This window comes from Mycobacterium kyogaense (assembly GCF_003254575.1).
Lineage (GTDB): Bacteria > Actinomycetota > Actinomycetes > Mycobacteriales > Mycobacteriaceae > Mycobacterium > Mycobacterium kyogaense.
Map to the genome: position 1 here is coordinate 25,212 of NZ_QJUA01000022.1, position 15,083 is coordinate 40,294.

The window sequence follows — 15,083 nt, forward strand, 5'->3', positions numbered from 1 at the left end:
GGCGGCTCACGGATCAATGGGTCAGGTCGGCCGCACCTGGCTGCGAGCTCAACCGACGCTCAGCCACTGGCGCAGTCTCTCGCCGTTGGGTGTTGTCGATGACGAAGCATCGCCGCCGGGGTAGGTGGCTGCGGGTCGATGCATACTCGCGAGACATCACCCAGCGGTTCACTGCGCCGGCATTGACGACGGCCAGCGTGGCTGGGCGGGGCCGTGGCGTTGGCGGGAAACGGCGGCGGCAACGCCGAGTTGTCGGTCTGTTCTGCGAGATGAAGGGCCATGGCTGACGTCGATTTCACCGCATTGCGTGGATTGCTGATCCCGCTGATCGAAGGCTTATGTTCGTGCACTCATCGAGAACTCGACATCCGGTTCGCCGAGCTCGGCCTGGTGGAGCCGCCTCAGACGCAGGGTCCGTCGCGCAGCCGCGCCCAACGTGTGCAGGCGGTTGCGGCAGGACTGCCTGACGGTGATCTCCTGAGCGTGGCCGGCCGAGTCCTGAGCACCGTCGCGGCACGGCCGGTCGAGCGTGTCGCCATCGAAGACATCCTGTGGGCGCCGTCGGGCGCGCCACGAATTCCGAAACGCACCCGCCGCGAGATCGCTGCTGCACTGGAGCTCGAGGACTTGGTCGTCGACGAGCGCCGCTTCACCACAATGTTGGAATCGCTGTGGCCGCTGGAACCGCCCAACCCATTCGACGCCCTGCTCGGGACCGGCCCAGCCCGTCCAGCGCTGTGGGGTCCACCCGATCTGCGCGCCCTGATCTATCAACACGTCTATCGAAACCGCGGCGACTGGTCGACCGAGGACCTCTTCGAGCATCTGGGAGCGTTCGAGGCCGCCGACCGTCGTTTCGGCCTGTTCCTCGAAGCGATCACCTCAGCCGACGTGGTTCTCCACGAACCCAACCAACGCGCAATCGTCGACACGATCAACCCCTCCCTACGCCAATGTGGACTCCATTTGGCCGAAACTGATATCCGCGACGGCTACCCCGTCTTCACCGTGGCCCGGCACGCAGCCGGAGGGATGCGCCGTCCCAAGAACTTGATCTTCGCCTCCCCACGCAAGCCCGACCTGCGGCTCACCGACGCCCTCGACAACGACATCGAGATCCTCACCGGCGCCGACGACGTCCTTGTCTATGACCGCCCGATCGGACCGGGCGGACTTCGGTGGCGCGACCTGCAAGCCTGGTGGCAAGACGTGCAGCCCGAAAACACCCCGAAGCAAGCCAAAAGCATGCTCTACCAACGGCTTCTGCGTGCCATCCCGAGGGAATCCCCGCCACAGCAACTGCTCTTCACCGCCTATCACAAGATCTTCGGCGAAGCTATCCCCGCCCTTCCGGCGCTGCTACCCGAAGTGTGGCTGCACTGGGACCCCAAGACCATCCAACAACGCGGCGCCGATGCGCTACTGCGCTTCCGGATGGACTTCCTAATGCTCGCCGGCCCCGAGCGCATCGTCATCGAGGTCGACGGCGCACACCATTACGCTCACCCGGACGGCCGCCGCGACCCCGTCCGGTATGCGGCCATGATGAGCGCCGACCGCGATCTGCGTCTCAGCGGATACGAGGTGTTCCGCTTCGGCGCCGAGGACTTGCGCGACCCCGTCCGCGCCATGCCGATGCTCACTGACTTCTTTCAAACGCTTTTTGACCGGCACGGCGTCACCAGGACCGAAGAATGAGCACGTCGACGTGTCAGAGCGATGTGCCATCGTGGCCCCAGCACGCACGACCGCTACAAATCTTTCAAGGAAGACGCGATGTCGAACATCCCCTCCCCCGCCTGGAACCACCTACGACCCCCACCACAGTGCGGCCAGACTGCTCACCGCCCGCGGTAAACGCCTGGCCGCCGGAATCGTGGCCCTGTTGCGCTATCGCAGTGACCTCGTCGACAACTTCGACGGCGGCCAATACGAGGTGACCTTGGAGGTGCCCGCCGAAGCCTACGACCAAGCCTGCGGCGCACTGCGTAGCTGCCTTGACGCGGCTTGCAAAGACGTCGCCGGTCACGGCCATTACGCCGGTCTGCAGATACTCGTGCTGCCCCCGCCGCACAATCCCGACTGGGCTGCCAAACTCCTCGACGTGTTGCGGCTTCGGCGTGCCCCCTCTGAGCGTATCGAGGCCCCGCCATCAAACCCGCATCCGTCTCAGCGTGATCTCAACCCGCCTGTCACTGCTCATCAGCTGTGTCGACGCCTCGATAGCGGTGGCCCCAGCGCTGCATTGATCACCGCTGCCACGCCGTGCGCACCGGCCGCCCGCCGCATCGGCCTGGTGATTTCTCGCCAGCAGCGGCCTCGCCTCGTGGGCCCCCGGTTCGGTCGGAGCGTGCCGAACTGCAGGTTGAGCCCGTGCACAGGTCGAGGACGATCCGGCAGAAGTTCCTTGGGTCCAGTGCCGCGACGCCCGGCCCCAGTATCGAGCTGTGTCCGCACCGTCCGCCCCCACCGGGGCACCGTTCTGGCGATCGGACACGCGCAGCCCTCTTGGTCTGCCGGATCCGGCGAGGAGGCGCACCGCGCGCTGTTCGCACACATTGTGTCGAGGCGCACGTACTTTCAGGGGGTGATCTACGACCTCACCCGCCTGGGTAGTAAGCGATTCGAGCACCTCGCTCAAGCGCTGGCGATCGCCAACCTCGGTGCGGGTGTCACGATCTTTGGCTCTGGCCCAGACGGCGGACGCGAGGCAACCTTCGACGGCCCTGTGAGCATGGAAGGCAGCGGCGACTGGGACGGCTACGGGGTCGTTCAAGCCAAGTACAAAGAACAGCTGGCCGCTACGGCGAGTGATCAGTCCTGGTTCTTTCAGCAGGTCACCGCCGAACTGGATGCTTGGGTTCATCCCAAGTCCAAACGTCGCCGCAAACCCGAATACCTACTCATCGTCACCAACGTCACCCTCTCCGCGGTCGCGCACTCAGGCGGATTGGACCGCATTGACGCTCTTTTCACCTATTACAGAGACCTCAAAGAAAAGAAGCCCGACGGCAGCCATCGCAAGATCGGGCTCCCCGGTTTGCGCGGCTACCACGTCTGGCATGCCGACCATTTGAATCGCCTGCTGGATGGAAACAGTGACATTCGGACCACCTACGCTGACCTAATTCTGCCCGGTGACGTGATCTCCCGCCTGTACGAGCAAGTCGCGGAGTCCGACCAACGGGTGGCGCACGCTTGGATCACTCACGTATCACGCACCCTGAGAAACGACACCGCCGTCGAACTCGGTGAGTCCGGCGACAGCAACAACACTCCCCTGCCCTTGGCCGAAATCGCGGTGGACCTCCCAGCATCGTTTTCACCGCGCAAGGAAACACCATCGCTAGCACTGAAGACCTTGGTTGAACGAGGTGACCAGGTGTTATCTCCTGCCCTTCGACCGGCCAGCCGGGACCGGATCGTGGTTCTCGGCGGGCCGGGATCCGGAAAGTCGACGTTGTCAAAATTACTGTGCCAGTTGTATCGCGTGGCGTTGGTGCATCACCCGCCTACAAGCGGGCGAGTACTACCCCAGGTGGCAACTCAAGCCGATCAGATCCGCAGCGAGTTCGACAATGAGGGTCTACCCCACCCCACCCTTCATCGACTTCCCGTCCGAGTCGTCCTAAGCAAATTCGCCGACGCGGTCACTAGGTCCAGGACCTTGACGCTCCTTCAGCACATCGTCGAAGTGATCAATGAGCGCAGCTCCGATCCCATCACCGTTGCCGAAGCGAAGCGGCTCATCACGGCATGGCCCCTTCTGGTCGTTCTCGATGGGATGGACGAAGTGGCATCGGCAGAGAATCGCCGCGAAGTGTCGTCGCGAGTGTCAGACTTCCTCATCGAGATGGCGGCCATCGGCAGCGACGTCCTCACCGTGTGCACCTCTCGGCCCGTCGGATTTGAACTCGACAGCGACATCAACTACGAAGAACTGCACCTATCCCCGCTGACCACCGACGACGCGATGCACTACGCGTCGCGACTACTGAGCTGCAAATTCGCCACCAACCCGGACCGCAAGGAGCAGACGCTCCAGCGGCTGCAGGAGGCAACGCGAACAGTCGACACCGTGCGGTTGATGACTTCGCCACTACAGGTGACGATCTTGACCCTGTTGCTCGAACAGCGCCGCGTAGCACCGGCAAGCCGCTACGGGCTATTCAGCAGCTACTACGACACGATTTATGCACGTGAATGCAATAAGCCGGAGGGCATTGGTGACGTCCTCGAAATGTACCGGTCGCAGTTCGACCAACTCCACGAGCAATGCGGACTCGCCATTCATGCGCGTGCCGAGCAAGCCGGCGCAGCCGAATCGGTGCTTCCGTTAGCAGATCTCGAGCAGACGGCGCGCGGCATCCTTCAAGCCGAAGGATACCCAGAAACAGACACCGACTCTCTCATCCCGCAGGTCCTCCGCCTTGCTCAACAACGCTTGGTGCTTCTCGTTCCCCGGATGGCCGGTGTCGCTTTCGAAATCCGCAGCCTTGCTGAGTTCTTTGCGGCACGCTGTCTGATGGCAACCGAAGACGCCGCCACCAACCTCGAAGTTCTTGTCCCATCAGCGCATTGGAGGCATACCTGGCTGCTGGCCGCCGGCCAGATATTCGCACAACGACGCGAGCTGCGCGACGCGGTCATGAGCCGACTACTCGCAGCCGATCACGTCAGCGCGGTAAATCGACTGGTCATGCCGGGATCAGTTCTGGCGATCGAAGCACTCGATGATGGATTCGCCGCCACGGCTCCCCGATTTGAGCAGGACCTAGTCGTCGCGGCACTGCGGCTACTGAAAGGACCCATCGGCAGCCACATTATGTTGCTTGGCGACGCGCTCGCGCCGTTCATGCAGCGGTTACCCCTGCTGGAACAAACAGTGTGGCGTGAGATCGAGGCGTTACTGGCCGACCACAGCCCCGGGGCGACCCGCGCGTTCCTCAGCCACCTATCGACCCTCACCGATTACGAGTCGATCGCACTTCGGGCGAACAACCGGCTGACTGAGTACACCGAGCGGCACCCTTCAAATACTGTCGGCGAGAATTCAGATCATCGCTCAGACGAACAGCGAATCCGGGCCAACCTCATTGCCGCTGGACTAATACCTGGTGATCACGATGATCCCCGACTGCTACACACGATCGCCGGAAGGAGTACCGACGGAAGCGATGCCGACCTCTGGCTTCGCCAGGCCAGGGAAATCGTCGTCGACGGCTGTCAGGACGGTTACTCTCTGCGGTCTAAATTGCGCGCATCGCTGGCCGAAGCCATTGAGCACGACAGCGTCGCCCACCTACTCCTGGTCCCTGCGCCGTACAGTCTAGGATCGACTGCGCAGCCGGGGGGTTTGCATGGCGATTAGTACAGCCAATGTCTGGGCCGAACAGTTCGACATCGGCGGCAACACAATTCGTCAGCTGCTCGTTCCCGCATGCGGGGAGCTGGCCGTCTCCGAGGACGCTGGTGACATCAGTGTGCATGGCTGTTACGGTCAATGGTCGGCCATCCGTGGCGCGGGCGGTGACGCTAAAGAGCATCTCGTCGCGATCCTTCCGACCGTCAATCGGTCAACGTTTCGCGTCAGCTGGAGCGGCAATCGCAAGCTCCTGGATCCCGATGCGGTGCTTGAGACTTTCAGGGAAGCAATCGGTTTCACTCCTCACGACGAACCTGGCAGCTTGCGCCGTCCACAGATCGCCGCTTTGCACTCAATCGTCGGATACCAGTCCTCAGGCTTGCACGAGCCCGCCACTGTCGTAATGCCCACCGGCACCGGAAAAACCGAGACGATGCTCGCGTGGATGGTGGCCACCCGCCCGGCCAAACTGTTGGTAATCGTGCCCTCCACCGCACTGCGCAATCAGATCGCAGCGAAGTTCGAATCGCTGGGGATTCTCCAGCGCGAAGGCATCGTGTCGCCGATGGCACAGCGGCCATGCGTCGGCCGACTCGAGCACGGATTCACCGACCCCGGTGACGCTGCGATCTTCGTTCAACGATGCAACGTGGTGGTAGCAACCCCCAATGCCCTACATGCTGGCGATCCTGACGCGCGTGCCCTGCTGCTGGCCCGCTTCACCCACCTTGTGGTCGACGAAGCGCACCATGCGCCCGCGACGACGTGGACATCTATCATCCGCCAGTTCGATACACGTCCAGTATTGCTGTTCACCGCGACACCATTCCGCACGGACGGACGTTCATTACCGGGGCGCGTCATTTCGCGGTTCCCACTGCGCGAGGCCCAGAACGACGGCTACTTCAGTCGCATCGAATTCGCCTCCATTGTCGCTATCGGGGACCCCGACCGCGACCTCGCCGCTGCAGCGATCGCCCGACTGACGAGGGACCGCGAGGCAGGATTCGAGCACATCTTGCTGGCGCGCGCCGCGACAAAAGCGCGCGCCGAAGAGATATTCGCCATGTACCAGTCGATGGCACCCGAAGCTGAACCACAGCTGCTGCATGACGGCCTCAGCCCACGCCGAAAGGCAGAAGCGCTCACTGCGCTCTCCGATCGCCGATGCCATCTGATCGTCTGCGTCGACATGCTCGGCGAGGGATTCGACCTGCCCAACCTGAAAATCGCTGCCTTCCACGACAACCGCAGGTCCCTCGGGCCGGTGATACAGCTCGTCGGTCGGCTGGCGAGAACCCAATCTACGACATCTATTGGTCCAGCGAGCGTATTCGTCTCCCGAGACCCCGCGACTCAATTCTCGCCACTGCGGAAACTGCTGAGGGAAGATCCCGACTGGGACAAAGTACTCAGCGACGTCACCGACCGCGCGATCGCAAGAGCCGAAAAGGTCAGCGAGTTCGATCAGTCCTTTACAACGACACCGTCGGAGGTGCCCGTCGGTTTGGTGGAGCCGAAAATGAGCGCCGTGGCCTACCGGACCTACGCGACCGAGTGGAATCCTGATGCAGCGCTGGATGTTTACGGTGAATCCATACTGGAAGGCGTCATCAGCGTGAGCTCGGCCGACAACGTCGCGTGGTTCGTGATCGAGTCGGTCGGTGACCTCAGATGGGGTGACGTACCTGGATTACAGGCCGTGTCATACGACTTGGTCGCGATGTACTTCGACAACAGTCTCGGTTTGCTATTCATCCACGGCTCCGATACTGATCGCAAGTACGACGAGTTGGCCCAGGCCGTGCTCGCCGAAGAGCCGGCGATGGTCCGCGGGATGGACACGTTCCGTGTCTTTGCACGAGTCGATCGCCTCATACCGACAAATGTCGGGTTGCTCGATTCACGCGACCGCGACAAGCGCTTCTCCATGCACGTCGGCAGCGATGTGGAAACCGCACTGAATGAGGCCGAACGCAACCACAAAACCAACACCCATATCGCCGCGAAAGCGTTCGAGGACGGCGAACGGGTGACTATCGCTGCCGCGCTGTCGGGCCGCTTCTGGTCGATGCGTACCGCACCGGGCCTATCTCAGTGGCGGGACTGGTGTCGGCGCCAAGGCGTCAAATTGCTTGATACATCAGTTGATTTGCGTTCCTTGTTCCGAGAGATGATCATTCCGATGGCGGTAACAAAGCGGCCGCAGCACCCACTGCTGGCCGTGGAATGGCCGTGGAACCTCTACCTCGGCACCGGTACCGCTCAACACGCGGTCTACGACGGCAAGAGATTCCTACTCACCGATGTCGACTTCCGCATCGACGATTACTCAGGCGAGGGACCATTCCGGTTCTCGGTAGTGACGACTCTGTGGGAGGTTGCGTATACGGCGGTGGTGGGTGATACGGGTCTGCATTACCGAGCCGTCAACGCCGAAGTCGAGGTCGAGAGCCGCGGATCGGCGGTCCCGCTGTCGACATGGTTCAACAACCACAAGCCGACCCTGTTCCTCAGCGGCGACCGACTCATCACCGGCGATGATCGCTTGCTCGAGCCGCGCACTGAACTGCCGCCCTACGACCGCGCCAACCTATCGTCGCTGCCGTGGGCTGCTGACGGAGTTGACATCACGGTGGAGTCCCAAGGTACCAACCGGCGCCAAGACTCCGTGCAGGCCTACATGTCTCGACACCTGCAGCAGCATCAGGCATTCGATGTCCTCATCGACGACGACCGCGCGGGCGAGGCAGCTGATCTGGTAGGCCTACGGATCGACGGCAGCGATTTGGTTGTCACGCTGGTGCACTGCAAATACTCATCGCAATCCACCCCCGGCGGCCGGCTCGCCGACCTCTACGAGGTATGCGGTCAGGCCACCCGCGGGGCCCGCTGGCGAGACCATGGAGCGATCCCGCTGATCAACCACATCGATCGCCGCGCACGCAACTACGCGTTGCGAACAGGACAAACCGCCTACGAAGTCGGTGATCGAGAAGCGCTCCTGCGCATTCAGGAACGCGCACCGCTGCTGTTCATCCGATTCGCGACCATTATCGCCCAACCAGGCCTAAGCATCGCGGCCAGCACGAACGAGCAGATGCGCCTGCTCGCGGGCGCCGAGTCCTACGTCAGGGCGGTGACCAAGGGGACGTTCGGCGTCTACTGCTCCACCTGACCGATCCGGACTGCCCCGTTGCCGCGCCCTCCAAGCCAAACCCACCTGAAACAATCAGATGAAGTCGCCCCTCCGGCGCTCTCAAGTCGTTCTGGAATTTATCCGGCGCTCTCAAGTCGTTCTGGAATTTATCCGGCACTCTCACGTTATCGCGGATTGCCTGGCCTGATCCCCTCCGCAACGAGATGAGAGCGCGCTGGTCAGCGCTCCCCCGCGCTCTCAGGAAGTTCCGGATCGGACAGTCAGTGTCCGATCCAAACCCCGTTCAGAGCAATCCCAGAAAGCTGAGCTCAATCGGACGTCAACGTCACCTGCTCGAGAACGATCTGACAACGCTAACCCAAGGTCTCCGCCCGTGCGCCTGGCGGCGCACGTTCGCCGACGCGCACATTGATCCCCGGGACCACCCGGCAGCGCGCCTAACCGGACGATTATCGACCTAGAACTACCCGACACCGGCGGACGCCCCACGGCCTCGAGATCCCCGCCCTCCACGCCCAATTCGTCACTGTGACGTTCAACTGGTCCGGCCGCCGGCGTCTTCTGATGCTCTTACGGTCGCGTACCCAGCCGCAGGAAGTCCGAGGGCAGCTGACTGAGCACATCGTCGAACTCCCCAGGCGTCACTGCCTCTCTCAGAGTGATGAACACGGCGTCGACGCCCCGTTCGGCAACATCTCTGTCTGTGTCAGCCGCCTCGGCCACACGCCCAACGAATTCCTCGAAGCCGAACGCCTGGGCGTTTTCCTGGGTACCGACCAAAGCCGACTGCAGGGGCGCCGGCAACTGAGCTGCGAGGTCCTGCGCCTCGCCGCCGCTGATGCGGTCCGCCAGAGTGGCCAACGTGGCGCGAGTCAGACTTACTGCTTGCTCCTCTGGCAGGTCAGCAGACATGGCTACGCGGGTGATGAATTCGTCGTATTGCATTGTTTCTCCTTGTCATTTTTCGTGTTCCGTTGCCATGATGGTGAATTCGCAATTGTCGCGCCTCCATCTGCGGGGTCGAATTCGCGTACCAGAAGTCAACACCAGCAGACGAATTGTCAACGTCAGAAGACAAGTCGGAACATGGTGAACACTCGGTTCCAGTGCTCGCTGGACGGATTCGACACCGTCGCGTCCACCTGGCGTAACGTGCGGGCCAGCGCCACGGCCAGACCGCCGAACACTTCTGGCAAGAGCTGCTCCGCGTCCTCCGCGAAAGTGACATCGGCGGGTGGCTGTCGCACCACCTGGCGAAGCAGCTCTCGGATCTCCTCAGCTTCGTCAAGCTTGTCGAATTCGCGCATTCGCTCTTGAAGGCCCTTGGTTATCGGAAGGTCTTGGGCTGCAATGACGTCGCGCTCGTTCATTTTCGCCGAGTTGCGCCCGCTGATGGCCAAGTCGTCTACCAACTCATCGATGAAACTCTGGAAGCGACGGATGTCGTTCTTGTCGATATCGACGCTCGCGACGGCACGAAAGAAGCGCTCGAACACCGGAATACCCGACGGATGTGTCACGTAGAACCTCCATCTCGCAATTCACGCTGCGAAAGCGTGCCGAGGTTCTACATTCGCACTCATCCCGGTGGGAGTGAACCGGACCAGCAGGTGCAATCTGGCCCGCTCCTTTGGACCCGCCAGGCCGAGGAAAACCATCGAAACCAGGTCGACGGACCTACCCGTGCGCTGTCGACCACAACCTAACTACCCGCGCATCCTTAGATTCGATCAGCGTCGCGGCTCTGACCCGTCACCCACGAACGCGGCAAGGTACGGCGCGGTCCGGCTCACCGTATCGGCGGCGACCACCGCCGGTGCACCGGCCACGACGACGCTTCCTCCGTCCTCGCCGCCACCGGGTCCGAGGTCTATGACGTGATCCGCGCTTGCTACGACGGACATGTCGTGCTCGGCCACCACGACGGTGTTTCCGGCGTCGACGAGGCCGTGCAGCTGACGTTCCAACAACTCGACGTCGGCAGGATGCAGCCCCGTCGTGGGCTCGTCGAGCACATAGAGCGTGTGACCCCTCTTGGCCCGTTGCAACTCCGATGCGAGTTTGATGCGTTGCGCCTCGCCACCGGAGAGTTCTGTGGCCGGTTGTCCGAGTCGCAGGTAACCCAGACCCACATCGCACAACGCTGCCAAACTCCTTGACGCAGAGGGCAAGTCAGCCAGGAAATCGGCGGCTTCGTCAACAGTCTGAGCGAGTACGTCGGCAATGGTTTTGCCTCGATACCTGATCTCGAGCGTCTCGTCGGAATAGCGCGCTCCCCCACACGCCGGACACCTCGCGTAAGTGCCGGGCAAGAACAACAGTTCGACCGCGACAAACCCTTCGCCGCGACAGGTGTCGCAGCGGCCTTCGGCGACGTTGAACGAGAACCGGCCCGCGCTCCACCCGCGTCGCCGCGCTTCGGGGGTATCGGCGAATGCCTTGCGGACCGCGTCGAAGAGGCCGGTATACGTCGCGAGGTTCGAACGAGGGGTGCGGCCGATGGGTCGCTGATCCACGGTGACGAGGCGGCCGAGCACCTCGGCACCTTCGACGGACACCCCCACACTCGAATCGATGTCGATATCGAGGAGCTCGGCATCGCTGTCATCGGCGTCGGCGACGAGTTCGATCTGCCTACCCAGTTGCCTGGCCATCACGTCACCGAGCACTTTGCAGACCAGTGTCGACTTCCCCGATCCTGACACACCGGTGACCGCGACGAACACACCCAGAGGAATATCGACGTCGATACCGCGCAAGTTGTGAAATGTGATGTTACGCAACCGCATCACACCGACCGGTGCGCGCGTGGGTCGCCGGGCGACCTGGCCGTCGCGGAACAAAAAACGCCGGGTGACCGACGGGGCGACGTCGGCGAGGCCGGCCACCGGTCCGCTGTACAGCACCTCGCCGCCTAGTTCGCCGGCGCCAGGTCCGACATCGACGATCCAGTCGGCGCGGCGCACCACATCCATATCGTGCTCGACCACGAACAACGAATTGCCGGCGCGGCGGAGCCGGTCCAGCACGTCGAGAAGAGGCTCGGCGTCGGCCGGGTGCAGCCCTGCCGACGGCTCGTCGAGGACGTACAGGACACCGAACAATCCGGCCCGTAGTTGGGTAGCCAGGCGCAAGCGCTGCAATTCGCCGGGTGACACGGTAGGTGTGCGACGGTTGAGGCTCAGGTATCCGAGCCCCAGGTCGACGAGTACGGATATCCGCGCCACCAGATCAGCCGCGATCATGGTCGCCACTTCGGTGAATTCACCCGATTCGGTCGATTCGTAGGCCGCGGCGAACTCCGTCCTGATCGCCGCCGGCGAGAGAACGTCGGTGAGCGTCGTGAGCGGCAGGGCCGCGAGCTCGGCGATGGTGCGGCCGGCGAACGTCACCGCGAGCGCTTCGGGTCGCAGCCCGGAGCCGCCGCAGACTGGGCAATCAGTGCTGTGCACGAAGTGCAGAACCCGCCGTCGCATCGCCGCGCTCTGCGAGTTGGCAAGCGTGTGACGGACGTGACGCTCCGCGCTGGAGAATGTCCCGTTGTAGTAATAGTCCGCGGTGACCGGATGCTGGCTCGGATCGATCTCGACGGTGGGTTGCTCCTCGGTGAACAAGATCCATTCCCGTTGGCGCTTGGGAAGTTTGCGCCACGGTTTGTCGATGTCGTAGCCGAGCGTGATGAGGATGTCGCGCAGATTCTGTCCCTGCCACGCTCCGGGCCACGCCGCCACCGCGCCTTCCCGGACGGTCAGCGACGGGTCGGGCACCAGTGTCTGTTCGGTGACCTCGTGGATGCGGCCGAGGCCGTGGCATGTCGGGCACGCGCCGATCGTGGTGTTCGGAGAGAACGCATCGGAGTCGAGCCGCTCAGTGGCTCCCGGCGGGTAGCTCCCTGCGCGGGAGTACAACATGCGCAGCAGATTCGACAGCGTGGTGATGGTGCCGACGGTCGAGCGGGACGTCGCCGATCCGCGTCGCTGCTGCAGGGCGACCGCAGGCGGCAGTCCTGTGATGTCGTCGACCTTCGGTGCATCCTGAGGGAGTAGCAGTCGGCGCGCATAGGGTGCCACCGACTCGAAGTAGCGGCGCTGGGCCTCCGCATAGATGGTGCCGAATGCCAACGACGACTTGCCCGAGCCGGACACGCCGGTGAACGCGACGAACGAGTCCCGTGGTGCAGCGACGTCTACGGTTTTCAAGTTGTGCACCCGGGATGCGCGGACACGGATGTACGGATCCGGCCCATCCAAGCCGGTCCCCATAGCGCCGTCCATCTCACCCATTGTGTATGACTGCCCATCATTTCCGGCTTTATGTCACGCGACACCTCGCCACCGCTGCGTCGCGCGCAGCGCTCCTAGTCGATCTCGCCTGTCAGTCCCACGTGGCGCTGCTCCAGATCCGCCAGCACAGCGGTGTAGAGATCGTGCGTATCGATGTCAGTACCGCTTACCCGTACGACGCGCGTGTTCTGTTTCGATTCGAGGTGGACGCGCCCGCGGGGATTCAACGGGGTGTACTCACCCGTCGCATCGCCCGCCGCGACTGCCTCGTAGTTGTAGCGCTGAAGTTCCTGGTAGACGGTCGAAAGGATGTCCGACTCGAGTTCCTCGGCGATGGTCTGATCCGGCAGGATCACTTTGAGTGATGGCATGATTTCACGCTAGCTCCCTTGAACTGGCCTGTGGGACGAGAATTGCTCGCCATCTACGTCATCCGCCGGCGATGGCCGACTCCTGACAGAGAGGGAGTGCACCGCGCCTCCCCTCTTTTCGCATCGAGGTGTAGATCAGTGTGTAGGTGGCGCAGGTCGGCTGGGAACGAGTCCAGTCATCTTCCTGATGGTGTGTGCGGGACCGCCGACCCTACGGTGGTGCCATGACGCTTGCCGTGAAGGCTTTCACCAGCGACTACCTGCCTGTTGATCCAGGTCCCGGCTGGGACTCGGAAGTCCCCGCTACCTGGCCAGCATCCACCGCCACCCTCATCGCCGGCGGACGCGACGCGATCCTCGTGGATGCACTGATGACGATCGAGCAGGGAAAAATGCTGCGCGACTGGGTCATTGCGAGTGGGCGGGCTCTGACGAACATCCTGGTCACCCACGGACACTGTGACCACTTCTTCGGAGCCGGCCCGCTCCTGCAGGCATTCCCGGACGCAGAGCTGCTTGCGCTCGACGCGATCGCCTCTCCGCTCGTCAATCCGTGACCGACATTGTCGAAGATGATCACCTCGAGTTCCGCAGCCAGGCGGTCCAGGAACGCCGGGTCCCAGTGATCCATCGTGCCCCGGAAGCGCAGGGCGAGGACCAGCGGTGTCCCGCCCTCCATGCCGCACCGCCGATAGGCGAAGCGTGCGCTCGGTCCGTCGACGTAGCGGGTGTCGGTCTGAGCCGATGGTGATCGAGTCATTCGTCCATCGCGGCGGCCGCCGCCCGTCACAGCCATCAGCACGATGACTGCCATCGTGTGATTGACTGCTGCGATGGCCACGTCTGACGCGCATTTCTATCGGCCCTCCGACGGCACGGGGCTCCCCCACGACCCGTTCAACGCCATCGTCGGGCCGCGTCCGATCGGCTGGATCTCCACCGTGAGCGCCGACGGCACGCGAAACCTGGCTCCTTACAGCTTCTTCAACGGCTTCAACTACCACCCGCCGGTGATCGGTTTCGCGTCGATCGGATGGAAGGACAGCGTCGCCAACATCGAGGCCACCGGCGAGTTCGTCTGGAATCTCGCCACCCGGCCGATCGCCGAGGCCATGAACGAAACCGCGGCCAGCGCGGACCCGGACGTCGATGAGTTCACTCTCGGCGGCCTCACTCCGGTGGACTCCGTCGACGTCGCACCACCGCGGGTCGCGGAAAGCCCGGTCAACTTCGAATGCGTACTGACGCAATTGATCCAGCTTCAGGACCGAGCCGGCGGGTTGCTCGACAGCTGGATGGTGCTGGGTCAGGTCGTCGCCGTCCACATCGACCGTCAGTACCTGGTCGACGGCGTCTACGACACCGCCGCCGCTCGCCCCATCCTGCGCGCCGGCGGACCGGCAGCCTACTTCGACGTGCCCGCCGACGCCCGATTCGAGATGACCCGCCCCGGCTGATCTACCGGATGCTGCGGCCCGTGTCGATGGCGAGCGCGCCCGGTCCGGTGAAGACAAGCAGCAGGAACGCAAAGCAATTCATCACCGCCGGCTCGCCCTGGTTCACTGCGGGCCAGAAGCTGATACCGGCGTGGCCCATGAAGTAGGCGAAGGCCATGGTGCCGGAGGCAAGGAATGCCGCCGGCCGGGTGAGCGCACCCACGGCCATCAGAACGCCACACACCAGTTCGATCACTCCGGCATACCAGTAAGGCCAGACGCCGAATTGAGCAGCCTCGCCCGCGGGCCAACCGAAGAGCGCGGTGGTGCCGTGGCAGATCAGGAGCAAGGCGAAAACGATGCGGAAGACCGCGAGCGCGTATGACGTGAGGGGGCTCAACCGGGTGTCGAGCGCGCGGTCGATGGCCGAGAAAGTCACCATGATTCCTTCACTGTTGTCGTTGTGGT

Annotated in this window: 10 protein-coding genes; 5 read left to right on the forward strand and 5 right to left on the reverse strand. The window is 63.1% G+C overall.

Going from position 1 to position 15,083, the window contains the following annotated elements; all coding sequences use genetic code 11:
* The first annotated feature begins 279 nt into the window (after nt 1-279).
* The 3 genes from DMB80_RS15950 to DMB80_RS15965 all read left to right on the forward strand — a co-directional run bounded on the left by DMB80_RS15950 (nt 280) and on the right by DMB80_RS15965 (nt 8,543).
* Nucleotides 280-1,698 (forward strand): AbiJ-related protein, encoded by a 1,419-nt coding sequence (locus DMB80_RS15950; RefSeq protein ID WP_111510744.1) that lies wholly within the window; start codon nt 280-282, stop codon nt 1,696-1,698.
* Nucleotides 1,699-2,587: 889 nt separating this feature from the next.
* Nucleotides 2,588-5,371, forward strand: coding sequence for an NACHT domain-containing protein (locus DMB80_RS15960; RefSeq protein WP_162938554.1), 2,784 nt, complete (start codon nt 2,588-2,590; stop codon nt 5,369-5,371).
* Nucleotides 5,361-8,543 carry a DEAD/DEAH box helicase gene (locus DMB80_RS15965; RefSeq protein ID WP_111510747.1) on the forward strand — a complete coding sequence of 1,061 codons (3,183 nt, stop codon included), beginning with the start codon at nt 5,361-5,363 and terminating at the stop codon, nt 8,541-8,543. Before DMB80_RS15960 ends, DMB80_RS15965 begins: the two co-directional genes overlap by 11 nt.
* Before the next feature lie 552 nt (nt 8,544-9,095).
* Here the strand turns inward: DMB80_RS15965 and DMB80_RS15970 are convergent.
* The 4 genes from DMB80_RS15970 to DMB80_RS15985 all read right to left on the reverse strand — a co-directional run bounded on the left by DMB80_RS15970 (nt 9,096) and on the right by DMB80_RS15985 (nt 13,179).
* Nucleotides 9,096-9,470 (reverse strand): DUF2267 domain-containing protein, encoded by a 375-nt coding sequence (locus DMB80_RS15970; RefSeq protein ID WP_111510748.1) that lies wholly within the window; start codon nt 9,468-9,470, stop codon nt 9,096-9,098.
* A 122-nt stretch (nt 9,471-9,592) separates the two neighbouring features.
* Nucleotides 9,593-10,045 carry a DUF1931 family protein gene (locus DMB80_RS15975; RefSeq protein WP_111510749.1) on the reverse strand — a complete coding sequence of 151 codons (453 nt, stop codon included), beginning with the start codon at nt 10,043-10,045 and terminating at the stop codon, nt 9,593-9,595.
* A 210-nt stretch (nt 10,046-10,255) separates the two neighbouring features.
* Entirely contained in the window at nt 10,256-12,787 is a 2,532-nt protein-coding gene (locus DMB80_RS15980; RefSeq protein WP_111510786.1) for an excinuclease ABC subunit UvrA, read from the reverse strand.
* A gap of 95 nt (nt 12,788-12,882) precedes the next feature.
* A complete protein-coding gene (locus DMB80_RS15985; RefSeq protein WP_111510750.1) occupies nt 12,883-13,179 on the reverse strand; it encodes a hypothetical protein in 297 nt (98 codons plus the stop codon).
* Nucleotides 13,180-13,403: 224 nt separating this feature from the next.
* On the opposite strand from DMB80_RS15985, the gene DMB80_RS15990 reads away from it, so the two are divergent.
* A complete protein-coding gene (locus DMB80_RS15990; RefSeq protein ID WP_111510751.1) occupies nt 13,404-13,736 on the forward strand; it encodes an MBL fold metallo-hydrolase in 333 nt (110 codons plus the stop codon).
* Nucleotides 13,737-14,012: 276 nt separating this feature from the next.
* On the forward strand, nt 14,013-14,636 hold the full coding sequence (locus DMB80_RS16000; protein WP_111510752.1) for a flavin reductase family protein: 624 nt from the start codon (nt 14,013-14,015) through the stop codon (nt 14,634-14,636).
* Nucleotide 14,637: 1 nt separating this feature from the next.
* On the opposite strand, the gene DMB80_RS16005 is transcribed toward DMB80_RS16000, so the two are convergent.
* The gene (locus tag DMB80_RS16005) at nt 14,638-15,054 is read right to left on the reverse strand and encodes a DoxX family protein (protein WP_240431220.1); all 417 of its coding nucleotides are present in this window, start codon (nt 15,052-15,054) and stop codon (nt 14,638-14,640) included.
* Nucleotides 15,055-15,083 lie beyond the last annotated feature (29 nt).